Annotated in this window: 20 protein-coding genes; 11 read left to right on the top strand and 9 right to left on the bottom strand. The window is 63.2% G+C overall.

Features of this window, described 5'->3' with window-relative positions; all coding sequences use genetic code 11:
- Positions 1 to 3: 3 nt before the first annotated feature.
- Positions 4 to 3,453 carry a transcription-repair coupling factor gene (gene mfd, locus N805_RS14050; protein ID WP_026034534.1) on the bottom strand — a complete coding sequence of 1,150 codons (3,450 nt, stop codon included), beginning with the start codon at positions 3,451 to 3,453 and terminating at the stop codon, positions 4 to 6.
- Between the two features lie 167 nt (positions 3,454 to 3,620).
- On the opposite strand from mfd, the gene N805_RS14045 reads away from it, so the two are divergent.
- The 3 genes from N805_RS14045 to sthA all read left to right on the top strand — a co-directional run bounded on the left by N805_RS14045 (position 3,621) and on the right by sthA (position 7,891).
- The gene (locus N805_RS14045) at positions 3,621 to 5,084 is read left to right on the top strand and encodes a glyceraldehyde-3-phosphate dehydrogenase (RefSeq protein WP_019472117.1); all 1,464 of its coding nucleotides are present in this window, start codon (positions 3,621 to 3,623) and stop codon (positions 5,082 to 5,084) included.
- A gap of 210 nt (positions 5,085 to 5,294) precedes the next feature.
- On the top strand, positions 5,295 to 6,293 hold the full coding sequence (locus N805_RS14040) for an FAD:protein FMN transferase (protein WP_026034533.1): 999 nt from the start codon (positions 5,295 to 5,297) through the stop codon (positions 6,291 to 6,293).
- 203 nt (positions 6,294 to 6,496) lie between these two features.
- Positions 6,497 to 7,891, top strand: coding sequence for a Si-specific NAD(P)(+) transhydrogenase (gene sthA, locus N805_RS14035; RefSeq protein ID WP_019472116.1), 1,395 nt, complete (start codon positions 6,497 to 6,499; stop codon positions 7,889 to 7,891).
- A gap of 48 nt (positions 7,892 to 7,939) precedes the next feature.
- Here sthA and N805_RS14030 read toward each other — a convergent pair whose 3' ends face one another.
- Together N805_RS14030 and N805_RS14025 are read right to left on the bottom strand one after the other, a co-directional pair.
- Positions 7,940 to 8,656 carry a glycerophosphodiester phosphodiesterase gene (locus tag N805_RS14030; protein ID WP_019472115.1) on the bottom strand — a complete coding sequence of 239 codons (717 nt, stop codon included), beginning with the start codon at positions 8,654 to 8,656 and terminating at the stop codon, positions 7,940 to 7,942.
- 31 nt (positions 8,657 to 8,687) lie between these two features.
- Complete coding sequence (locus N805_RS14025; protein ID WP_019472114.1) at positions 8,688 to 9,272, bottom strand: PilZ domain-containing protein; 585 nt, start codon at positions 9,270 to 9,272, stop codon at positions 8,688 to 8,690.
- A gap of 93 nt (positions 9,273 to 9,365) precedes the next feature.
- Between N805_RS14025 and N805_RS14020 the strand changes: the two genes are divergently transcribed.
- From N805_RS14020 to N805_RS14010, 3 genes are all read left to right on the top strand, one after another.
- The gene (locus N805_RS14020) at positions 9,366 to 10,616 is read left to right on the top strand and encodes a lipoprotein-releasing ABC transporter permease subunit (protein ID WP_019472113.1); all 1,251 of its coding nucleotides are present in this window, start codon (positions 9,366 to 9,368) and stop codon (positions 10,614 to 10,616) included.
- Between the two features lie 7 nt (positions 10,617 to 10,623).
- A complete protein-coding gene (gene lolD / locus N805_RS14015; RefSeq protein WP_177313761.1) occupies positions 10,624 to 11,307 on the top strand; it encodes a lipoprotein-releasing ABC transporter ATP-binding protein LolD in 684 nt (227 codons plus the stop codon).
- A gap of 61 nt (positions 11,308 to 11,368) precedes the next feature.
- The gene (locus tag N805_RS14010) at positions 11,369 to 12,610 is read left to right on the top strand and encodes a lipoprotein-releasing ABC transporter permease subunit (protein ID WP_026034532.1); all 1,242 of its coding nucleotides are present in this window, start codon (positions 11,369 to 11,371) and stop codon (positions 12,608 to 12,610) included.
- Positions 12,611 to 12,986: 376 nt separating this feature from the next.
- Here the strand turns inward: N805_RS14010 and N805_RS14005 are convergent, their stop codons facing one another.
- Together N805_RS14005 and cinR are read right to left on the bottom strand one after the other, a co-directional pair.
- Positions 12,987 to 14,339, bottom strand: coding sequence for a heavy metal sensor histidine kinase (locus tag N805_RS14005; protein WP_019474033.1), 1,353 nt, complete (start codon positions 14,337 to 14,339; stop codon positions 12,987 to 12,989).
- A complete protein-coding gene (gene cinR, locus N805_RS14000) occupies positions 14,336 to 15,016 on the bottom strand; it encodes a two-component system response regulator CinR (protein WP_014753919.1) in 681 nt (226 codons plus the stop codon). The genes N805_RS14005 and cinR overlap by 4 nt, the downstream gene beginning before the upstream one ends.
- 182 nt (positions 15,017 to 15,198) lie before the next feature.
- Between cinR and N805_RS13995 the strand changes: the two genes are divergently transcribed.
- Positions 15,199 to 15,711: a cupredoxin domain-containing protein gene (locus tag N805_RS13995; RefSeq protein ID WP_019473898.1), complete on the top strand. Its 513-nt coding sequence runs from the start codon at positions 15,199 to 15,201 to the stop codon at positions 15,709 to 15,711.
- Between the two features lie 68 nt (positions 15,712 to 15,779).
- Entirely contained in the window at positions 15,780 to 16,610 is an 831-nt protein-coding gene (gene queF, locus N805_RS13990) for an NADPH-dependent 7-cyano-7-deazaguanine reductase QueF (RefSeq protein WP_019473899.1), read from the top strand.
- 141 nt (positions 16,611 to 16,751) lie between these two features.
- Here the strand turns inward: queF and N805_RS13985 are convergent, their stop codons facing one another.
- Both N805_RS13985 and N805_RS13980 read right to left on the bottom strand, forming a co-directional pair.
- Complete coding sequence (locus tag N805_RS13985) at positions 16,752 to 17,015, bottom strand: DUF4404 family protein (RefSeq protein WP_019471256.1); 264 nt, start codon at positions 17,013 to 17,015, stop codon at positions 16,752 to 16,754.
- Between the two features lie 122 nt (positions 17,016 to 17,137).
- The gene (locus N805_RS13980; protein WP_019471257.1) at positions 17,138 to 17,704 is read right to left on the bottom strand and encodes a hypothetical protein; all 567 of its coding nucleotides are present in this window, start codon (positions 17,702 to 17,704) and stop codon (positions 17,138 to 17,140) included.
- Positions 17,705 to 17,905: 201 nt separating this feature from the next.
- On the opposite strand from N805_RS13980, the gene N805_RS13975 reads away from it, so the two are divergent.
- On the top strand, positions 17,906 to 18,613 hold the full coding sequence (locus N805_RS13975; protein ID WP_019471258.1) for a VacJ family lipoprotein: 708 nt from the start codon (positions 17,906 to 17,908) through the stop codon (positions 18,611 to 18,613).
- A gap of 31 nt (positions 18,614 to 18,644) precedes the next feature.
- On the opposite strand, the gene N805_RS13970 is transcribed toward N805_RS13975, so the two are convergent.
- The gene (locus tag N805_RS13970) at positions 18,645 to 18,944 is read right to left on the bottom strand and encodes a PilZ domain-containing protein (protein ID WP_019471259.1); all 300 of its coding nucleotides are present in this window, start codon (positions 18,942 to 18,944) and stop codon (positions 18,645 to 18,647) included.
- Between the two features lie 271 nt (positions 18,945 to 19,215).
- On the opposite strand from N805_RS13970, the gene rssB reads away from it, so the two are divergent.
- Entirely contained in the window at positions 19,216 to 20,397 is a 1,182-nt protein-coding gene (rssB, locus tag N805_RS13965) for a two-component system response regulator RssB (protein ID WP_026034437.1), read from the top strand.
- Positions 20,394 to 20,876: an anti-sigma factor antagonist RssC gene (gene rssC / locus N805_RS13960; RefSeq protein WP_013971741.1), complete on the top strand. Its 483-nt coding sequence runs from the start codon at positions 20,394 to 20,396 to the stop codon at positions 20,874 to 20,876. Before rssB ends, rssC begins: the two co-directional genes overlap by 4 nt.
- Positions 20,877 to 21,006: 130 nt before the next feature.
- Here the strand turns inward: rssC and N805_RS13955 are convergent, their stop codons facing one another.
- On the bottom strand, positions 21,007 to 22,851 hold the full coding sequence (locus tag N805_RS13955) for an alkaline phosphatase D family protein (RefSeq protein ID WP_028614037.1): 1,845 nt from the start codon (positions 22,849 to 22,851) through the stop codon (positions 21,007 to 21,009).
- Positions 22,852 to 22,863 lie beyond the last annotated feature (12 nt).

Here is a 22,863-nt window from a genome sequence, read left to right as displayed (position 1 = left end):
TCCTTAGGCAGGCTGTGGGGTCAGGCGCTCGAACAGCGCCTCCAGGGTATTGAAACGTTCGTCGGGGCGTTCCATCGGGACCAGGAAGCGGAACTGGGTAGCGCCTTCGAACTTGTAGCGTTTGGGTTGGCCCTGGATCAGCTTGATCAGGGTCAGCGGGTCGACCGGGGTTTCGGCTTCGAACTCGAGCTTGCCGCCATTGGGGCCGGCATCGACTTTCTTGATGCCGAGCTTTTCCGCGTGCAGCTTGAGCGAGGTCAGGCGCATCAGGTTCTTGGTCGGCTCTGGCAGCAGGCCGAAGCGGTCGATCATTTCCACCTGCAGGTCCTTGAGGCCTTCTTCGTCAGCGGCCGAGGCAATGCGCTTATACAGGATCAGCCGCGCATGCACGTCGGGCAGGTAGTCCTCTGGGATCAGCGCCGGCAGGCGCAGGTTGATCTCCGGCCCGCCGCCCAGCGGCTGCTCCAGATTTGGCTGGGTACCCTTGCGGATCGCCTTGACCGCGCGCTCGAGCATTTCCATGTACAGGGTGAAGCCCACCGCCTGTATCTGCCCGCTTTGGCCTTCGCCCAGCAGCTCGCCCGCACCGCGGATTTCCAGGTCGTTGGTGGCCAGCACGAAACCGGCGCCCAGGTCCTGGGTGTTGGCGATGGCCTCCAGGCGTTTTTCAGCGTCGGCGCTGACCTTTTGCCGGGTTGGGGTGAGCAGGTAGGCGTAGGCCTGGTGGTGGCTACGGCCGACCCGGCCACGCAGCTGGTGCAGCTGCGCCAGGCCAAATTTGTCGGCGCGCTCGATGACGATGGTGTTGGCGCTGGGCACGTCGATGCCGGTTTCGATGATGGTCGATGCCACCAGCACGTTGAAGCGCTTGTGGTAGAAATCGCTCATCACCTGTTCCAGCTCGCGCTCGCGCATTTGCCCGTGGCCGATGCCGATACGTGCCTCGGGCACCAGTTCGGCAAGGTCGGCGGCGCATTTTTCGATGGTTTTCACATCGTTGTGCAGGTAGTACACCTGGCCACCGCGCAGCAGTTCGCGCAGCAGTGCCTCCTTGACCGTGCTCTTGTTCTGCTCCATGACGAAGGTGCGCACCGACAGGCGGCGCGCAGGTGGCGTGGCGATGATCGACAGGTCGCGCATACCGGCCACTGCCATGTTCAGCGTGCGAGGGATCGGCGTGGCGGTCAGGGTGAGGATGTCGACCTCGCTGCGCAGGGCCTTCAGCTGCTCCTTCTGGCGCACGCCAAAGCGGTGCTCTTCGTCGATGATGGCCAGGCCAAGGTCCTTGAAGCGCACATCGTCCTGCAGCAGCTTGTGGGTGCCGATGAGGATGTCGATCTTGCCTTCGGCCAGGTCGGCCGCGGCCGCGGCCACTTCCTTGGCCGACTTGAAACGGCTCATTACTTCCACGGTCACCGGCCAGTCGGCAAAGCGGTCGCGGAAGCTGTTGTAGTGTTGCTGGGCCAGCAGGGTAGTGGGCACCAGCACGGCGACCTGGCGGCCACTGTGTACGGCGATGAACGCCGCGCGCATGGCCACTTCGGTCTTGCCGAAGCCGACGTCGCCGCACACCAGGCGGTCCATCGGTTTGGGCGCGAGCATGTCGGCGCGCACCGCTTCGATGGCCGTTTGCTGGTCAGGGGTTTCTTCGAACGGGAAGCCGGCGCTGAAGGTGGCGTAGTCGGCGGACGGGTCGGCAAACGCATAACCCTTGCGCGCGGCACGGCGGGCATAGATGTCGAGCAGTTCGGCGGCCACGTCGCGCACCTGTTCGGCGGCCTTGCGCTTGGCCTTCTGCCAGGCTTCCGAGCCCAGCCGGTGCAGCGGTGCCAGGGCATCGTCGCTGCCGGTGTAGCGGGCGATCAGGTGCAGGTTGGCCACCGGCACATACAGCTTGGCGTTCTCGGCGTATTCCAGGGTGAGGAATTCGGCAGCCTGGCCGTCGATTTCCAGCGTGGCCAGGCCCAGGTAGCGGCCCACACCATGGTCGATGTGCACCACCGGTGCGCCTTCGCGCAGCTCGGTGAGGTTCTTGATGACCGCGTCGTTGGCGGTTTCGCCACGCTTGTCGCGGCGGCGGCGCTGCATCACGCGCTGGCCGAACAGCGGGCTTTCCGCGACCAGGGCCAGGCCTGGGTCGTCCAGCAGCAAGCCGTCATCCAGCGGGGCAATGGTGATTGCCAGGCGCTCGCTACCGGTGATGAAGTCGGCCCAGCCGTCGACGGTGTGCGGGCGCAGTTTCAGCCGTTCGAGCAGCTCCAGCAGCACTTCGCGGCGGCCCGCCGATTCGGCGGTGAACAGCACGCGGCCGGGGAACTGGTCGAGGAAGTTGGCCAGTTCGGCCAGTGGCTGGTTGGCCTTGGCCTCGATGGCCAGGTTGGGCAGGGCGCGCGCCGGGAAGCGCTCGCGGCCTGCGCCCGGCTCGATGTCTTCGCTGCTGACCACCACCCGCGGCCATTGCTTGAGCCGGGCGAAGCAGTCTTCCACCGGCATGAACAGCTCGGCAGGCGGCAGCAGTGGCCGGCTGAGGTCACCGCGGCGGTCTTCATACCGCCCGCGCACGTCGTTCCAGAAGTGTTCGGCGGCCTGTTCCACGCCGGGCAGCGAAAACACCTGGGTGTCGGCTGGCAGGTAGTCGAACAGGGTGGAGGTTTCTTCGAAGAACAACGGCAGGTAGTACTCGATGCCGGCAGGGATGATGCCGCTGGCCAGGTCCTGGAAGATCGCGCTGCGGCGGAAGTCGACGTCGAAACGTTCACGGAAGCGTGCCTTGAAGCGGGTCACTTCCTCTTTTTGCATCGGAAATTCGCGTGCCGGCAGCAGGCGCACCGAATCCACCTTGTCGATCGAGCGCTGGGTCTCGGGGTCGAAGGTGCGCAGGGTCTCGATCTCGTCATCGAACAGGTCGATGCGGTAGGGCAGCTTGCTGCCCATCGGGTACAGGTCGATCAGTGCGCCGCGCACGGCGAACTCGCCATGCTCGTAGACGGTGTCGACGCAACGATAGCCACTGGCCTCAAGGCGCGTGCGCATCTGTTCCACGTCTATGGTCTGGCCCACGTCCAGCACCAGGCTGCTGCCCAGCAGGAAGCGCGTGGGCGCCAGGCGGTGCAGGGCGGTGGTGACCGGCACCACGAGGATGCCGTGGCTCAGCTCCGGCAGGCGGTACAGGCTGGCGATGCGCTGGGAAATGATGTCCTGGTGTGGCGAGAACAGGTCGTAGGGCAGGGTTTCCCAGTCGGGGAACGGCAGCACTGGCAGGTCCGGGGCGAAGAAGCGCAGCTCCTGCTCCAGACGGTCGGCGGCCTGGCTGTCGGCTGTCAGCAGCAGGGTGAAGCGGCCAGCGTTGCTGGCAGCCTCGGCAATGGCAAGGCTGAGGGCGGCACCGGGCAGGTTACCCCAGGTTTGTTTGCCGGCCGTGGCCGACATGTGCGGTAGGCGCAGAACTGACACGGGAGATTGCACTCCAAGCGTTGCGGCAAAGACACCGATTGTACCGGTGACCGTGCCGGCTGTCAGGCTCGAAAGGGCGTGAACGCTGGCTTGCGTGACTACGACAGGCGCTCATTGCCGGTTCCGCGTCGGGGCGTCATAATGTAGCCCCTTTTTTCTGTCCCTACATGTGGAAGGTTCCCGTGACTCAGAAGCCCGACCAGTGTCTTGGTGAGTGGATTGATCGTGAAGCTCTGGCTGAAGCGATGATCCCGCTTATCGGTCAGCTCTACCGCAACAACAACGTGGTGAGCTCGATTTATGGCCGTAGCCTGATCAACCGTTCGGTTATCTCGATCCTCAAGGCGCACCGCTTTGCGCGTCATCGTCAAGCCGACGAAACCGAACTGTCCGTCCACGAGACATTCCCCCTGCTCAAGGCCATGAGCGAGCTGAAACTGGGCGCCGCTTCGGTCGACCTGGGCAAGCTGGCCAACAAGTTCAAGCAGGAAGGCAATGGCCGTACTGCCGAGCAGTTCGTCCGTGAAGAGCTGGCCGACGTGGTTGGCCAGCAGAACGCTTCGGCGCGCAAAGGCACCGACGTTGTCCTGTACGGCTTCGGCCGCATCGGCCGCCTGCTGGCGCGCATCCTGATCGAGAAGACCGGTGGTGGCGACGGCCTGCGCCTGCGTGCCATTGTCGTGCGCAAAGGCGCCGAGAATGACCTGGTCAAGCGTGCCAGCCTGCTGCGCCGTGACTCGGTGCACGGCCCGTTCGATGGCACCATCACCATCGACGAAGCCAACAACACCATCACCGCCAACGGCAACCTGATCCAGGTTATCTACGCCAAGAGCCCGAGCGAAGTCGACTACACCCAGTACGGCATCGACAACGCGCTGATCGTCGACAACACCGGCGTATGGCGTGATGCCGACGGCCTGGGCCAGCACCTGGCCTGCCCGGGCGCTGCCCGCGTGATCCTCACCGCACCTGGCAAGGGCGCGCTGAAGAACATCGTGCACGGCATCAACCACGGTGACATCACTGCCGATGACAAGATCATCTCGGCGGCCTCTTGCACCACCAACGCCATCGTGCCGGTGCTCAAGGCTGTCAACGACAAGTACGGCATCGTCAACGGCCACGTCGAAACCGTTCACTCGTTCACCAACGACCAGAACCTGATCGACAACTTCCACAAGGGCAGCCGCCGTGGTCGTGCCGCGCCGCTGAACATGGTCATCACCGAAACCGGCGCCGCCACTGCAGCTGCCAAGGCGCTGCCAGTGCTGAAGGGCAAGCTGACCGGCAACGCCATTCGCGTACCGACGCCGAACGTTTCGATGGCCATCCTGAACCTGAACCTGGAAAAGGCCACCAACCGCGACGAAATCAACGAGTACCTGCGCCAGACGGCCATGCACTCGGAACTGCACAAGCAGATCGACTACGTCAGCTCGCAGGAAGTGGTGTCGACCGACTTCGTTGGCTCGCGCCACGCCGGTGTGGTTGACGCTGAAGCCACCATCGCCAACGACAACCGCGTTGTCCTGTACGTCTGGTACGACAACGAATTCGGTTACAGCTGCCAGGTGGTTCGCGTGATGGAAGACATGGCCGGTGTGAACCCGCCAGCGTTTCCACGCTGATTCGCTTGTAAGGCAATGAAAAAACGGGAACCTTCGGGTTCCCGTTTTTTTTGCCTGATGAACTGATCGGGCATCTACTGTGTCTGTACTGGCCTCATCGCCGGCAAGCCAGCTCCGACAGGTACTGCACAGTCGTCAGACTCAGCTCAGTACTTGTGGGAGCTGGCTTGCCGGCGATGAGGCCAGTGCAGGCAACCGAGAGCCCCAACCTTGCGCACAGCCTTACTGTTCATCCTCCTGCTGCTCACCGCCTGCAACCAGGGCCCCACCCTGGAGCGCCTGGGCGGCCCGACCATGGGCAGCAGCTACAGCATCCAATACGTCCGCGAGCCCGGTGGCCCGGCGCCGGCCCAGGTACAGGCGGCGGTCGAAACCATCCTTGGCGACATCGACCGGCACTATTCGACCTACCGGGGCGATTCCACCGTCAGCCGTTTCAACCAGTTGCCCGCCAACCAGTGCCTGGCCCTGCCGCCCGACATGCTTGAACTGGTTGCCCTTGGCCAGCAACTGGCCGAGCAGAGTGATGGCGCCTTTGACCTCACCGTTGAACCCTTGCTTGACCTGTGGGGCTTCGGCCCCCAGGCCCGCCACGAGCAGGTGCCCGACCCGCAAGCCCTGGCTCAGGTTCGTCAGCGCGTGGGCTACCGGCACTTGCATGTGCAAGGCCAGGCCCTGTGCAAGGACGCCCCGGTGCAGCTCGACTTCAACAGCATCGCCGCCGGTCATGCCGTCGACTTGATTGCCGCGCGCCTGCGCGCCATGGGTATAGCCAGTTTTGTCGCCGAGGCCACTGGCGAGCTCAAGGCGGTTGGCCGCAAGCCCGATGGCAGCCCCTGGCGCATTGCCCTGGAGTTGCCCCGCGAAGACCGCCAGATCGCCCGGCAGATCATTGCGGTCAATGGCCTTTCCGTCTCAACCTCGGGTGACTATCGGCACTATTTCGAGGAGAATGGCCGGCGCTATTCGCACACCTTCGATGCCCGCGTCGGACGCCCCGTGCAGCACGACCTGGCCGCAGTCACCGTGCTGGACGCCTCGGCGCTGCAGGCCGACGGCTATTCGACACTGCTGCTGATCCTTGGCCCTGAACGTGGCTGGGATTTTGCCGTGGCGCACGGGCTGGCCGCAGTATTGGTGACTCGGGCCGAGGGTGGCTTCGTCTCTCGAGCTACGCCCGCATTCGAACGGGCAGTGAAAGGCGACTGAAAGCGCAGGCAGGGATGATTGCCGCCAGGGAATGGGTGAACCATATGTAGTGCGGGCAAAATTGGCCTACGACGCGACCAAGGGTTAATGTGCGCGGCGTTCACGCTTGATTAGACTGCACCCGAATTTTCTCATGACGCCCCGGCGGCATGATCGCGCCCCGCGAGCGACCGTGGCTTGCGGGCAGTTCTGAAGGAGTACGCATGGCTGTCTACAACTACGACGTAGTGGTGCTGGGTTCTGGCCCGGCCGGTGAAGGCGCGGCAATGAACGCCGCCAAAGCAGGGCGCAAGGTAGCGATGGTCGATGACCGTCGCCAAGTCGGTGGCAACTGCACGCACCTGGGTACCATCCCGTCCAAGGCACTGCGTCACTCGGTGCGGCAGATCATGCAGTTCAACACCAACCCGATGTTCCGGGCGATCGGTGAGCCGCGCTGGTTCTCGTTCCCGGACGTGCTGAAAAGCGCCGAGAAGGTGATTTCCAAGCAAGTTGCATCGCGCACCGGCTACTACGCCCGCAACCGTGTCGATGTGTTCTTCGGCACCGGCAGCTTCGCCGATGAGCAAACCGTTGAAGTGGTGTGCCCGAACGGTGTGGTGGAAAAGCTCAACGCCAAGCACATCATCATCGCCACCGGCTCGCGCCCGTACCGCCCGGCCGACATCGACTTCCACCACCCGCGCGTCTACGACAGCGACACCATCCTCAGCCTCAGCCACACCCCGCGCAAGCTGATCGTGTACGGCGCCGGCGTGATCGGTTGCGAATACGCCTCGATCTTCAGCGGCCTGGGCGTGCTGGTAGAGCTGGTGGACAACCGTGGCCAGCTGTTGAGCTTCCTGGATTCGGAAATTTCCCAGGCGCTGAGCTACCACTTCAGCAACAACAACATCACCGTGCGCCACAACGAAGAGTATGAGCGTGTCGAAGGCCTGGACAACGGGGTGATCCTGCACCTCAAGTCGGGCAAGAAGATCAAGGCCGACGCCTTGCTGTGGTGCAACGGCCGTACCGGCAACACCGACAAGCTGGGCCTGGAGAACATCGGCATCAAGGTCAACAGCCGTGGCCAGATCGAGGTCGACGAGGCCTACCGCACTACCGTGCCGAACATCTACGGCGCCGGTGACGTGATCGGCTGGCCGAGCCTGGCCAGTGCCGCGCACGACCAGGGGCGCTCTGCGGCGGGCAGCATCGTCGACAATGGCAGCTGGCGCTTCGTCAATGACGTACCGACCGGTATCTACACCATTCCGGAAATCAGCTCGATCGGCAAGAACGAGCAGGAACTGACCCAGGCCAAGGTGCCGTACGAAGTGGGCAAGGCCTTCTTCAAGAGCATGGCGCGTGCGCAGATCGCCGGCGAGCCACAGGGCATGCTGAAGATCCTGTTCCACCGTGAAACCCTGGAAATCCTCGGTGTGCACTGCTTTGGCTACCAGGCTTCGGAGATCGTCCACATCGGCCAGGCGATCATGAACCAGCCGGGTGAGCAGAACAACCTGAAGTACTTTGTCAACACCACGTTCAACTACCCGACCATGGCCGAAGCCTACCGGGTAGCTGCCTACGATGGCCTGAACCGGCTTTTTTGAGCGGCTCCGACCGGTGGCCTGAGCCGGTCGGAGAGACCGATTTCAACCCTACCCGAGGGTGGTCTTGGCCAAACCGGGAAAGTCTGTAATCAGGCTGTCCACGCCAAAGTCAGCGAGCCGGCGCATCAGTGCCGGCTCGTTGACCGTCCACACCGATACGTGCAAACCCTGGGCCTGCGCTTTCAGCAGGCGCTCGGGGGTGCACAGTGTCCAGTTCAATGCCAGCAGATCGCAGCCGTAGTTCTGCGCCACCTTCAACGGGTCGAGCCAGGCGTACTCGGCGACCAGCCCGCGCTTCACGTCCGGCACCAGTTCCAGGGCGGCGCCCAGCACTTCGCGTGAGCTGGAGGTGATGGTGACCTTGTCCAGCAGCCCATGCTGCTGGGCCAGTTCGCGAATCGCCAGCACGGTAGTGGCCGCGCGGGTGCGCGAAGCGCTTTTTACCTCCAGCTGCCAATGCTCGAACGGGCATTTCTCGAACAGCTCTTCCAGTTTCGGAATAGGGCAGGGCTGCACGTGGCCTGGGCCGCCGTTGCGCGCATCGATCTTCATCAGGTCGGCGGCAGGGTGGTCGACCACCTTGCCGCGTCGGCCGGTGGTGCGCTTGAGGGTTGGGTCGTGGATCACCATCAGCTCGTTGTCGGCCGACAGGTGCAGGTCCAGTTCGCAGCGGGTGACGCCGTGGGACAGGCACTGGCGGAAGCTGTGCAATGTGTTCTCGGGTGCTTCGCCCTTGGCGCCGCGATGGCCGTAGATCAGGGTCACGTTCGTTCCTTCAAATCAGAGAAAAACAGGGTCATGAGGCGGGATCGTTCTGTTCCAGCTGCTGGCGCCGTTGTTGTTGCTGGCGCTGCAGGATGTAGCGAGCCAGCAGTTGGCGCTGGGCGTCGGTCATGTCGATGAATTCGGTGCCGACCTCGAAGCCGCCTTGGGGGCATGGGTCGCAATGGGTGACCTTGCCGCGCAGCAGCAAGCCGTGGGCGCGCGGCATCAGCACCATCTTCACTTTCACCCGGGTGCCTGGGGCAATCTGGGTGGTCTGGGCAAATTCGATACCGCCTTCGGAGAGCACGACCGGCAGCGGCTGGCCTACTTCGCCAAGCAGGGTCTGGGCGACGACTGCGCTAAGCAGGTCGAGGCGTTTGTTCTGTGCCCGCAGGAAGGCCGCGAGGGTGCGGTCCTTGTCGCTCAACTGACGCAGCAGGTGCTGCGACTCGAAGTCGGACAAGTGCAGCTCGCTGAGCAGGTTGAACAGCGGGGAATCATCTTGCAATACATCTGGCTCAAGGGCTTCGGCCGCGCTGAGGGGGCTGATTTGAAGTGCGATCCGATCTTCGATGCGGTAGTATTCGCGGCGATCTTCTTCGTCTAATGTCGTCATGGCGAACCCAAGGTAGCGGCGGTGGTCCGAGTGTAAAGCCGCCGTAGGCGCCTCGCCACAAGGACGTTCCCTTTCATCCGAACAAGCCCCGACATGTTCAGACCTCTTTTCGCATTCATAGGCACGCGTTATACCCGTGCCAAACGCCGTAATCACTTCGTCTCGTTCATTTCCCTGACCTCGATGATCGGCCTCGCCCTGGGCGTGGTGGTGATGATCGTGGTGCTGTCGGTGATGAACGGTTTCGACCACGAGATGCGCACCCGCGTGCTGGGCATGATCCCCCATGCCACGCTGGAGAGCGGCCAGCCCATTGCCGACTGGCCTGCTCTTGCCCAACAAGTAAAGCAGAATCCGCAGGTGGTGGCGGTTGCGCCGTTCACCCAGATGCAGGGCCTGCTGACCCATGACGGCAAGGTGCAGAAGGTGCTGCTCAACGGCATCGACCCGGCCCGCGAGCGCGAGGTGTCGATCATCGACAACTTTGTCCTGCAAGGCCGCCTCGACCAGCTGGCGCCGGGTGAGTGGGGCATCATGATCGGCGACAAGGCCGCGGCCAAGCTGGGTGTGGCCATCGGCGACAAACTCACCTTCGTCGCCCCCGAGGTCAGCGTGACGCCGGCCGGCATGTTCCCGCGCATGAAGCGCTTCACCGTGGTTGGCACCTTCCACGTGGGCGCGGGCGAGATCGACGGTTATCTGGGGCTGACCAATATCAGCGACCTTTCCCGCCTGCACCGCTGGAAGCCCGACCAGGTGCAGGGCCTGCGCCTGAAGTTCGACGACCTGTTCCAGGCGCCACGCGTGGCCTGGAGCATCGCCCAGCAGTTGGGCGACCAGGAGTACTACAGCCGTGACTGGACCCGCACCCACGGCAACCTGTACCAGGCAATCCGCATGGAAAAGGCCATGATCGGCCTGCTGTTGCTGCTGATCGTGGCGGTGGCGGCGTTCAACATCATTTCCACCCTGGTGATGGTGGTCAACGACAAGCGCGGCGACATTGCCATCTTGCGCACGCTGGGCGCCACGCCCGGGCAGATCATGCTCATCTTCATGGTCCAGGGCACGGTGATCGGGGTGATCGGTACCCTGATCGGCGCCGTGGTCGGGATCGTTGCCGCGCTGAACGTGAGCGCGGCCATCGCAGGCATCGAGAAGCTGATCGGGCACAAGTTCCTCAATGCCGATGTGTACTTCATCGATTACCTGCCGTCGCAGATCCAGTCCCAGGATGTGTACATGGTCTGCGGTGCGGCGCTGGTCCTGAGTTTCTTCGCCACCCTGTACCCGGCCTGGCGTGCGGCCCGCACCCAGCCTGCAGAGGCGCTACGTTATGAGTGAGTCGCGCATGAGTGATAAAGCCGTTCTGAGTTGCCGCAACCTGGGCAAGTCCTACGACGAGGGCCCGGAATCGGTAAAGGTGCTGTCCGGGCTCAACCTTGAGCTGCATGCCGGTGAGCGGGTGGCCATTGTCGGTAGCTCCGGTTCAGGCAAGAGTACCTTGCTCAACCTGCTGGGCGGCCTTGATCGGCCGACCCAAGGCAGTGTCTGGCTGGCTGGCGAAGAGCTGTCGGCCCTGGGCGAACGTGCCCGTGGCCTGCTGCGCAACCGTGAGCTGGGCTTTGTCTATCAGTTCCACCACCTGTTGCCGGAATTCACCGCCATCGAGAACGTGTGCATGCCCCTGCTGATCGGCCGCACGCCCATTCCTGAGGCGCGGGAGCGTGCCGAGGCACTGCTCAAGCGCGTGGGCCTGGGCCACCGCCTGACCCACAAGCCGGCCGAGCTGTCTGGCGGTGAGCGCCAGCGGGTGGCGATTGCCCGGGCACTGGTCAACCGCCCTGGCCTGGTGATGCTCGACGAACCTACCGGCAACCTCGACCACCATACCGCCCAGGGCATCCAGGAGCTTATGCAGGAGCTGTCCAGCTCGTCGCGCACGGCGTTCCTGGTGGTCACCCACGACCTCAACCTGGCGCGGCAGATGGACCGTGTATTGAAGCTCGACGACGGCCACCTGGTGGCGATCTGATCGACTGCTCGGGGTGGCAGGTGCCGCCCCGTTTTCCTGTTTTCATTGGGTGATTTCGTACATGTTCAGACCCTTGCCCATCTTCATCGGCGCGCGCTACACCCGAGCCAAGCGCCGCAACCACTTCATCTCGTTCATTTCGATGACCTCGATGATCGGCCTGTCGCTGGGCGTGCTGGCGATGATCGTGGTGCTGTCGGTGATGAACGGCTTCCAGCGCGAAATGAGCTCGCGCATCCTCGGCCTGGTACCGCATGCCGCCATCCTCGGCGTGCAGCCCCTGGACGACTGGCGCAAAGTGGCCGACACAGCCATGCAGAACCCGGCGGTGGTGGCTGCAGCGCCGATTACCGAAATGGAGGGCATGCTGTCGTACAAGGGTGCGATGCAGCCGATCCAGGTGGGTGGTATCGACCCGGCCGAGGAGGGCAAGGTCTCGATCGTTGGCCAGCATATTGTCCAGGGCCGCCTGCAGGACCTGCAGCCGGGTGAGTTTGGTGTGGTCATCGGTGAATTGACCGCGCGGCGCTTCCGCCTGAACACCGGCGACAAACTGACCCTGATCGTGCCGGAAATCAGCAAGGAGCCGGGTGGTATCACCCCGCGCATGCAGCGCCTGACGGTGGTCGGTATCTTCAAGGTCGGTGCCGAGCTGGATGGATCGCAAGCCTACATCCACGTCGCCGATGCCGGCGAGATGCAACGCTGGGCACCGGGCCAGGTGCAGGGCGTGCGCCTGAAACTGCATGACCTGTATGCCGCGCCGCAGGTGTCCAAGGCGATTGCAGCCGGGCTGGGTGACGCCTACCGCGCCGATGACTGGTCGCACACCCAGGGCAGCCTGTTCAGCGCCATGAAGATGGAAAAGACCATGATCGGCCTGCTGCTGATGATGATCATCGCCGTGGCGGCCTTCAATATCATTGCCACCTTGGTGATGGTGGTGAACGACAAGGGGCCGGACATTGCCATTCTGCGTACCTTGGGCGCCACGCCAGCGCAGATCATGGGCACGTTCATGGTCCAGGGCAGCCTGATTGGTGTGGTCGGGACGCTGATCGGCGGCGTGTTGGGCGTGATTGCAGCGTTCAATGTCAGCCAGATCGTGGGTTGGCTGGAGCGGGTGAGCGGGCAGCACATCTTTACGTCGGACGTGTACTTCGTCAGCAGCTTGCCATCGCAATTGCAGTGGGGTGATGTGGTGATGATCTGTACGGCCGGTTTGGTGATGAGCTTCCTGGCAACCATTTACCCGGCCTACCGGGCGTCGCAGGTACAGCCGGCGATTGGTCTGGCGGTTTGAGGTAGGTTCGAGGGCCTCATCGCCGGCAAGCCAGCTCCCACAGGTAACGCGCAGGCTCTGGGCTTGATGCGTACCTGTGGGGGGCAGCTTGCAGGCAATGGGCAGCACAGCAGCCCCGGCTCCCATAGGTAACGCGCAGGCTCTGGGCTTGATGCGTACCTGTGGGGGGCAGCTTGCAGGCAATGGGCAGCACAGCAGCCCCGGCTCCCACAGGTACCGCGCAGGCTCTGGGCTTGATGCGTACCTGTGGGGGGCAGCTTGCAGGCAATGGGCAGCACTGCAGCCCCGGCTCCCACAGGTACCGCGCACGCTTTCGGCTTGATGCAGTCCTGTGGGAGCTGGCTTGCCGGCGATGGGCTGTGAAGCAGCCCCAATTTCACCGATCCTGGCTGAACTCGATCACGAACCGTGTCCACCCACCTTCACATTCCGCCCGAATGCACCCGCCATGGGCCTGCACGATCGACCGGGTAATCGCCAAGCCCAACCCAGCATGCTCGCTACTGCCTTCGCGCCGTGCCGGGTCCACACGGTAGAAACGGTCGAACAACCGCGGCAAAGCAGCAGGCTCGATAGCCGGCCCGGTATTGGCCACGCTGATTCTCGGCCCTTGCGCCAGCGTCACCCTTATCTGCCCACCCGCCGGGGTAAAGCGCATGGCGTTATCCAGCAGGTTGGACAGCGCCCGGCGCAGCATATGCCGGTCACCGTGCAGCACGGCTTCACCCTCGCGCAGCATCTGCACATCGCTGTCTTCGGCCAGCGGCGCGTAGTACTCCAGCAGCGCATCCACCTCGTCGTGCAACGCCAAAAGCGCTTGCCCTGGTACCAGCAGGCCGTGGTCGGCCTTGGCCAGAAACAACATGTCGTTGATCATCTGCGCCATCCACTGCAGTTCTTCCAGGTTGCCATGCAACGCTTCGCGGTACTCCTCGAGGCTGCGCGGGCGGGTGAGGGTAACCTGGGTATGGGTCAGCAGGTTGGACAGCGGCGTGCGCAGCTCATGGGCGATGTCGGCAGAAAATGCCGACAGGCGCTGGAAGGCATCGTCCAGGCGCTGCAGCATGGCGTTCATGCTGGTGGCCAGCTCGGCCAGCTCCTCGGGCATTTGCGCCACCGGCAGGCGCGTGGTGAGCGAGCGTGCCGACACGCTGGCGGCCACCTGGCCCATCTGCCGCAACGGGCGCAGGCCGCGGCGTACCGCCCAGGCGCCGAGCAGCGCGGTGGCCAGCGCGGAAAGGCCGACAGTCAGCCAGATCAGGCGTTGCATGCCCTGCAGGAAGTGCTGGTGATGGGTGATGTCGAGGTACAGGGCCAGTTGTGGCGACTGCACGGCGCCCTGCGCCAGGTGCACAGCCAGGCTGCGGTAATCGGTGCCTTGTGCATGCAGGGTGGCCAGCCCGGCGGGCAGCGGTGCTTGCGGTAGCCCGGTGCGGCTTTCGAACCAGGTGGTGCCGTCGCTGCCGCTGATGCGCAGGGCCAGGTCGGCTTGGTGGCTCAGCTCATCGCGCAGGGCGGGCAGGCGTGCCTGCAGCTCGGTTGGGGTGGCGATGCCAGCCAGTTGCGTACGGAACACTGACAGGCGCGAGTCCAGCAGTTGCTGGTCGAGTTCGACGAAGTGCTGCTCGCTGGCCCGGCTGAACAACACGCCGGCGCCCAGCGAAACCGCGGCGGTGCAGGCGGCGAATAACAGTGCCAGACGGCTGCCGAGAGAAACCCTGCGCATCATTCCGTGCGCTCTTCCAGTACATAGCCCATGCCGCGTACGGTGTGGATCAGCTTGTTGGGGTGCGGGTCGTCGATTTTCAGGCGCAGGCGGCGTATCGCCACTTCGATGACGTTGGTGTCGCTGTCGAAATTCATGTCCCACACCTGCGAGGCGATCAGTGATTTTGGCAATACCTCGCCCTGGCGGCGCAGCAGCAGTTCGAGCAGGGAAAATTCCTTGGCGGTCAGGTCAATGCGCTGTCCGGCGCGCTCGGCGCGGCGGCGGATCAGGTCCAGGCGCAGGTCGGCCAGGCTCAGGGTAGTGTCCTGGCTGGGGCTGGTGCCACGGCGCAGCAGGCTGCGCACCCGGGCCAGCAGTTCGGAAAAGGCGAACGGCTTGACCAGATAGTCGTCTGCGCCCAGCTCAAGGCCATGCACGCGGTCCTCGACGGCGTCACGGGCGGTGAGGAACAGTACCGGCGTATCCAGGCCGGCCTGGCGCACAGCCTGCAGAATCTGCCAGCCGTCACGGCCGGGCAGCATCACGTCGAGGATCAAAAGGTCGTGGTCGCCGGTCAGGGCCAGGAACTGACCGGTTTCGCCATCGGTAGCCAGCTCGGTGGCGAAGCCGGCCTCGCTCAAGCCCTGGCTCAGGTACTGGCCGGTGCGGGCCTGGTCTTCGACGATCAGCAGTTTCATGCACTGTCCATAATCTGAAAGTTTGTACCTGCCCTGTGGGAGCGGGCGGTCTAGTGCCTGAAATGATACGTGACGAAGCGCAGGCACGCCCAAGCTGACAAAGTTGTAATCTCCCTGTCAGGTAGCTGCCAGTCGCCCGTGGCTAAGGTGGCCTCATCGTGTTGTATATTTCCGGAGTCATCATGAAACGCCTGTTCATCGCCGCCACCCTCGCCTTGGCCAGCCTGCCGACCTTTGCCGGCGAGGCGCAAACCTTCGCCTTTGGCGAGCCGGCCCCGGCGGCCAAGGCTACCCGCACGGTCAACGTGGTGCTCAAGGACATTGCTTTCGAGCCCAAGAACCTGCAGGTAAAAGCCGGCGAGACGGTGCGCTTCGTGCTGGTCAACGAAGGCAAGTTGCCGCATGAGTTCAACCTGGGTGACAAGGCCATGCATGCCGAGCACCAGAAGGAAATGGTCGCCATGCAGGGCAAGATGTTCACTGCGGGCATGAACCATGAGGGTATGGACCACGGCCAGATGGCGATGGACCACGGTGGCGGCCATGGCCATGGTGCTGGCAACACCGTGCTTGTAATGCCCGGCCAGCGCGCCGAGCTGACCTGGACGTTCCGCAAGTCAGCGCCTGTCGAGTTTGCCTGCAACGTGCCGGGGCATTACCAGGCCGGTATGGTCGGAGCGTTGACCATCGAGTGACTTGCCCTCCAAGGCAGGGGGCAAAACCGGTAGACTAGGGGCAATTTCGAACCTCTAGGTCAGTTTCCATGCATCCTGCTGCCGAACACTCGCCGCTGGGCAAGTCCAGCGAATACATCGCCACCTACTCCCCGGAGCAGCTGTTCCCGATCCCGCGTACTGCCAAGTGGGCCGAGCTGGGCGTCACCGCGCAGACCTTGCCCTGGCAGGGCGTTGATTACTGGAACTGCTTCGAGCTGAGCTGGCTGCTGCCGTCGGGCAAACCGGTGGTGGCGATCGGCGAGTTCGCCATCCCGGCCGATTCGCCGAACATCGTTGAGTCCAAGTCGTTCAAGCTGTACCTCAACTCGCTGAACCAGACGGTGTTTGCCTCGCTGGGCGAATTGCAGGCCTGCCTGGAGAAAGACCTGTCTGCCGCGGCCGGCAAGCCGGTGGGCGTGAAGGTACGTACCTTGGCTGAAGTCGAGGCCCAAGGCGTGGTGGCCTTGCCGGGGCTGTGCATCGATGCGCTGGACGTTGCCATCAGCAACTACGAGCAGCCGCAGCCAGAGCTGCTGCGTTGCAACCCGGAGCAAGTGGTGCAAGAGACCTTGCACAGCCACCTGCTGAAGTCCAACTGCCCGGTGACCGGCCAGCCGGACTGGGGCAGTGTGGTGGTCGAGTACAAGGGCAGGGCGCTGGACCACGCCAGCCTGCTGACCTACCTGATCAGCTTCCGCCAGCATGCCGACTTCCATGAGCAGTGCGTCGAGCGCATTTACCTGGACTTGAAGAACCTGCTGCAGCCGGAGCACCTGACGGTGTATGCGCGGTATGTGCGCCGGGGTGGGCTGGATATCAACCCGTACCGTAGCACTGGGGCGATCAGCCCGAAGAATGTGCGTCTGGTGCGTCAGTAGCTCTGACAGGACTGGGGCCGTTTCTCGGCCCATTCGCGGGACAAGCCCGCTCCCACAGGTGCCGCGCTGCCCTTAAGTGCAGCGAATAGCCTGTGGGAGCGGGCTTGTCCCGCGAATGGGCCGAGAAACGGCCCTTGCTATTCAGATCCCCATGCTGTGCAGCGAGTTGGCAATGCTGCGCAGGGTGGCGGTGAGGTCGGGGTGATCGGCCTCGAAGCGTTCGATGGCCAGGTTCACGCCATCCACCAGGTTGTTGTCTGGCGTGGCTTCCTCCAGTTTCAGTTGCGCCTCGATCTGGCGCGCTTCTTCGTGCAACGCGGCCAGTTCGTCTTCCGAGAGCGGTACGTTGCGGTCCAGTTGCTCGCGCAAGCTGTTCAGGCGCTCTTGCAATTCGCGGGCAGGCATTGGTAGTTCTCCATCAAGGGCTTGGCAAACCATGGACCTCAGCGAAGCGGCAAAGGTTCTGGCCTGTCTTCAGCGTAATCCACCTGCCGCCGCTTTGCATGATCCGCGTCAAAGGTGCTGTATCAGGGTTTTTCACCTTTGCGCCGGCGCTGGGCGATGTCCTGCAGGCAGGTTTCCAGCGCGTCCAGGTGGTCGATGACCGAGTGCACCCCCATGCCGAACAGTTCCAGCGTCGCCTTGCCGCGGGCCACGTCCTGTTGTTGCGAGGTCATGGCTTGCCATTGCCGCGAGCTGCGATCGCAGAACGGGCTGCAGGCGGCCAGGCCTACCGTCCACAAACCGGCGTTAAGGCCGGACTGCAGCAGGCGCGGGTCGCCGCTGACCAGTACGCAGCCGTCCAGGTGTTCGCTTTCCAGGGTCATCAATGCCTGCCAGCAGGCGTTGGGCGCCGGCCAGCGTACGCCGTTGACCGAATGCCCCGGCAGCCAGCCGGGCAGTACGTGGGCCAGGCGCTTGCTTTGGGTGGCGCTGAGGTCATCCAGCCAGATGCACGGCACCTGATGCTGGCGCAGGCTGGCGAGGGTAGCCAGGGCGCCAGGGGCGGGCGAGGGGGCGCCACCAGTGGCGGCCTGTACCAGGCAGCCGCGCAAGCCGAACAGCACAGCAGTGAAGGCGGGTGCAGCATCCATGGCAACTTCCCCCAAATAGTCCGCAGGCTATTCGGTGATTGTTACCGCCCTGTGACATCGGCCCTTATGCAACAGTTGTTCACAAAATATTGAGCAAACATGTGTAAAGCTGTTTATCAGCCCGCAAGCCTCTATACTGCCGCCTTACCAGCAGCGCGACCCGTTGCGCTTGCGGCCGAGAAATTCGATGGAGAGACATCTATGCGTAGGATCGGTGCCAGTGTGATCGAACGAGTCACCCAGGCCTGTGTCTGCGCCAGCATGCTGCTGGCGCCCGTGGCAGCCACCCAGGCAGCCACCGAGGAGGATCCCTGGGAAGCGGTCAACCGGCCGATCTTCCGCTTCAACGATACCCTCGACACCTATGCCCTCAAGCCGTTGGCCAAGGGCTACCAGGCGGTCACTCCGCAGTTCCTTGAAGATGGCATCCACAACATCTTCCGCAACCTGGGTGACGTGACCAACCTGGCCAACAACGTGCTGCAGCTCAAGCCTCATGCGGCGGGCGTGGATACCGCGCGGCTGATCGTCAACACCACCTTTGGCCTGGGCGGTTTCTTCGACGTGGGCACCACGATGGGCCTGCAGCGCAATGACGAGGACTTCGGCCAGACCCTGGGCTACTGGGGTGTGCCGAGCGGCCCGTACGTGGTCATCCCGCTGCTGGGGCCAAGCACGGTGCGTGACGGCGTGGCCAAGTACCCGGACAGCTACACCAAACCCTATCGCTACATCGACCATGTGCCGACACGCAATTCCATCTTCGCCCTGGACGTGATCGACACGCGTGCCGACTTGCTGTCTGCCGAGAAGCTGATTCAGGGTGACAAGTACATTTTCATTCGTAACGCCTACCTGCAGAACCGCGAGTTCAAGGTCAAGGATGGCGAAGTCGAAGACGACTTCTGATCTGTGAACAGGGGCCGCAATAGGCCCCTGTTCAATGCATGGCCAGCACGCGCAACCCGAATTTCTGCTGGCCACCCGGCTGGTCGGCAATCCATACCACTTCGGTGCTGGCATGCAGCCCTTTCAGCGCCGGGTGGTCGGACTCGATCCGCACCTCAATATGATCCCCCACCTGGAAGCGTTGCGGTGCCTGCACCTGCATGCCGCCGCTGGACAAGTCCAGGCACACGGCTGCGATCACCTGGCCTTCATGCAGCAGGTTGACCGCGGTGTCGATGCGCATGCGGATGAAATCGCGTTTTTCGCTGTGGCTGGAGGGCGTGTTGGGCATGCTGCATCCTTCCCATCGGGGTGCGCGGGTCGACTTTCTTATAACTCCCGGTGATTTGCCCTGTAAAGAGCGGCGAGGTCGACCCTTGCATGCTTGAAACGCCTGCCGGATGGGAGTACCGTCTGCGCCTTACAAGGTACCTTTGAACAGTTGCCGGGCAGGTGTTCTTGTCCTACAACTCAAGTAGAGTGTGACCACAAAGAATTCCCGTAGCTGGCCGTCTGCTTTGCCGACACCGCTGCACCAACCCAAATCGGCGCCGTTCGCCCACATGCAGAAAACCAGTGCAACGCTGCTGATTATCGATGACGACGACGTGGTCCGTGCGAGCCTCGCCGCCTATCTTGAAGACAGTGGCTTCAGCGTCCTCCAGGCCGGTAATGGCCAGCAGGGGCTTCAGGTCTTCGAAGAACACCAGCCCGACCTTGTGATCTGCGATTTGCGCATGCCGCAGATGGGCGGCCTCGAACTGATCCGTCAGGTCAGCGAGCGTGCGCCGCAGTTGCCGGTGATCGTGGTGTCCGGTGCCGGCGTCATGAGTGATGCGGTGGAAGCCTTGCGTCTGGGCGCCGCCGACTACCTGATCAAGCCGCTGGAAGATCTGGCCGTACTTGAGCATTCGGTGCGCCGTGCCCTCGACCGGTCACGCCTGGTGCTGGAAAACCAGCGCTACCGCGACAAGCTCGAAGCGGCCAACCGCGAGCTGGAGGCCAGCCTGCACCTGCTGCAGGAAGACCAGACCGCCGGTCGTCAGGTGCAGATGAACATGCTGCCGGAAAACCCCTGGGTGGCTGGCGAGTTCGCGTTCGAGCACCAGATCATCCCGTCGCTGTACCTGTCGGGTGATTTTGTCGATTACTTCCGTGTGGACGAGCGGCGCATTGCCTTCTACCTCGCGGATGTTTCCGGGCATGGCGCGTCGTCGGCCTTTGTCACCGTGCTGTTGAAATTCATGACCACGCGGCTCATGTTTGAGCTAAAGCGCAGCAGGATGCGCGAGTTCAAGCCGTCCGAAGTGCTCAGTCACATCAACCGCGGCCTGATCAACAGCAAGCTGGGCAAGCACGTCACCATGGTTGGCGGGGTGATCGACGAAGAGTCTGGCCTGTTGACCTACGCCGTGGGTGGCCACTTGCCGCTGCCCGTGCTGCATACCCCTGGGCACACCCGTTACCTGGAAGGCCGTGGCCTGCCAGTGGGGCTGTTCGACGAGGCCACCTATCAGGACCTGGTCGTGGAGCTGCCGCCTCAGTTCAGCCTCAGCCTGATGTCCGATGGCATTCTGGACCTTTTGCCGGGTGATACGCTCAAAGATAAAGAAGCCGCCTTGCCGGAGATCGTCAGGGCAGCAGGTGGCAGCCTGGATGGGCTGCGTCAACGATTCGGATTAGCTACGCTTGGGGAGATGCCGGATGATATCGCCCTATTGGTGTTAAGCAGGAACCTTCAATGAGTACTGGTAGAATCCAGTTCGCCGAGCAGAGCGGTACCTTCGTACTGAAATTCGTCGGTGAAGTGCGCCTGACCCTGTGTTCGGCGCTGGATGCGACGATCGAGAAGATTTTCACGGCGTTGAACTTCTCGGCGATTGTCATCGACCTGACCGAAACCGAGAGTATCGACAGCACCACCTTGGGCTTGCTGGCCAAGCTGTCGATCCTGTCGCGGCAGAAGGTGGGCCTGTTGCCGACCGTGGTCACCACCAACCCCGACATTTCCCGGTTGTTGCAGTCGATGGGCTTCGATCAGGTGTTCAACATTGTCGATCGCCCGATTCCGTGCCCTGAGTGCCTGACCGACCTGCCGTCGCAGGACCAGAACGAAGACGTGGTGCGCTCCAAGGTATTGGAGGCGCACAAGATTCTCATGGGCCTGAACGACTCCAACCGCGAAGCCTTCCATGACCTGGTCAATGCGCTGGAGCGGACCTGATTCTTAACCTGTGCCGGCCCTTTCGCGGGTAAACCCGCTCCCACAGGGATCTGCACAGGTCTGAAAGGCCCACGATACCTGTGGGAGCGGGTTTACCCGCGAAGAGGCCAGCACAGGCTGAATACTCGACTCAGCCAACAAACTCGGTAGCCTCACCCCCACCCGCATCCAGCTGATACACCCGTGCCGGCCGCCCCTGTTCATCAAAGAACACCTGCCCCAACCCCGCACCGTTCCACAAGCGCTCCCCGGCCTTGCTGTGGCTGGGCGTACGCGGCACCACCTCCATCTCCCGGCGTTTGGTAAACCAGTTCAGGGGCGAGCGCGGCGCATACAGCCAGCGGTTGAGGCGGTCGAGCACATCCAGCAGGCGCCGGGGGAATTCATTCTTGATCCCGCTGCTGGTCACTTGCCACAAATGCGGGCTGCGCTGGCGGTGGCGGATCAGCACTTCATAGACGAACGAGTAGTGCACATCCCCGGACAGCACCACGTAGTGCCCCGGCGTGCGCGAGTGGCGGAAGATGTTGAGGATGACCTGCGCCGCACCCCGGTGGGCCATCCAGTTTTCGGCATCCACCAAAAGCGGGTAGCCCAGCCAGCTGAACACTTTCTGCACGGTCTCGATCAGCTTCACGCCAAAAATCGGCGCAGGCGAGACAATCACCGCTGACGGGTGGTCGAGCAGCGCCTGCTGCAACTCGCTCAGCGCTTCCCAGTCGAGCAGGCCGGACGGCTTGGCCAGGTTGCTTTCGCTGCGCCAGCGGCGGGTACGGGTGTCCAGTACCAGCAAGGGTGGGTTTGTCGGCAAGCTGAATTGCCAGCCCTGAAAGCGCAGCAGTTCGCCGATCAGTTCATCGCGGCCCTCGCTGCACAATGCCTGGCATTGCCTGACCAGTGGCTTGCAGCTGTCCGGATCGTTGCCCCAGGCCTGACACAGCAGGTAGCCAAGCAGTGCGTTGCCAATGATCCGCCGCGAGAAGGGGTGGCCGTAGGCGGTTTCTTCCCACTGTGCCGAGAGGTTCCAGTCGTCGGTGATGTCGTGGTCGTCGAAGATCATCAGGCAGGGCAGGTGAGCCATCACCCGCGCCACCTGGCCAAGGTTCCCGGCAAACCCCTGGATAAGCGGCAGCTCTTGTCGATAACGGGCCTGGCGCTGGTCGGTCAGCCCGCTGGGCATCGCCATGTCCACCAACTGCCAAGGCACGGGTGACCACACCAGCAGGTACATGGCCATGACTTCGGCGAAGCTCACCAGGTGGTTGTCGGCGTTGCTGGACGAAAAGATCGGCTTGCGCTTGCCGCCGAAAAAACGCTCGCGCAGGGTATCGTTCATTTCCTGCGCCGGCAGCAGGTCGGCGCGGTGGTAGTAGCTCGCCGGGTGCTGGTAGAGCGCCTGGCTGTCGGCCACCACTGCGCCCTCCAACTGCTCGTCGAACAGGCCCAGGCGCTCGATCAGACTATGGATAGCACGCAGCATCGGGCCGGCGACATCGTCGGCGTATACCTGGTCACCGCTCATCAGCAGCACCGCAGGGCGGTCCTCTGGTTTTGCGCAGGCCTGCAGCAGCCGGTCGGCGCACAGCAGGCCGTCTGCAGCGGGGTGATGCGGCTTGCGGCAGGAACCGTGCAGCAAGTGGTCAAGACGGTCGCGCAGCACCAGGCTTGGGCGCTGGGTGCCGGGGTAGAGCAGGTGCGGCGCCCAGCCGGCGATGCCCTGGCCATTGATGAGCAGGTCGTAGTCGAGCTGCTGGTTATGGGGCAGGGCATTGGCAAAGTGGATATCCAGCAGGTGGATAAAGGCGTGCTGGCCGACCGGGACGACCTGGCAATCCACCGTGGCCTCGCTTGCCGGAAAGATGAATGCGGGTTGCAGCGGTTGGGTTGCGACCAGCCAGATGGCCAGGCGCTGGGGTTCCAGGCGGCGCAGTACCGGGCCGGCAAGTACGAGAGGCAAGGGGGTAGAGGAGGTCATCGACAGCTCGGG

Source organism: Pseudomonas putida S13.1.2 (assembly GCF_000498395.2).
Classification (GTDB): Bacteria; Pseudomonadota; Gammaproteobacteria; order Pseudomonadales; family Pseudomonadaceae; genus Aquipseudomonas; species Aquipseudomonas putida_Q.
The sequence above is the reverse complement of the archived record's forward strand: the minus strand, read 5'-3'. Positions and strand labels throughout refer to the sequence as shown.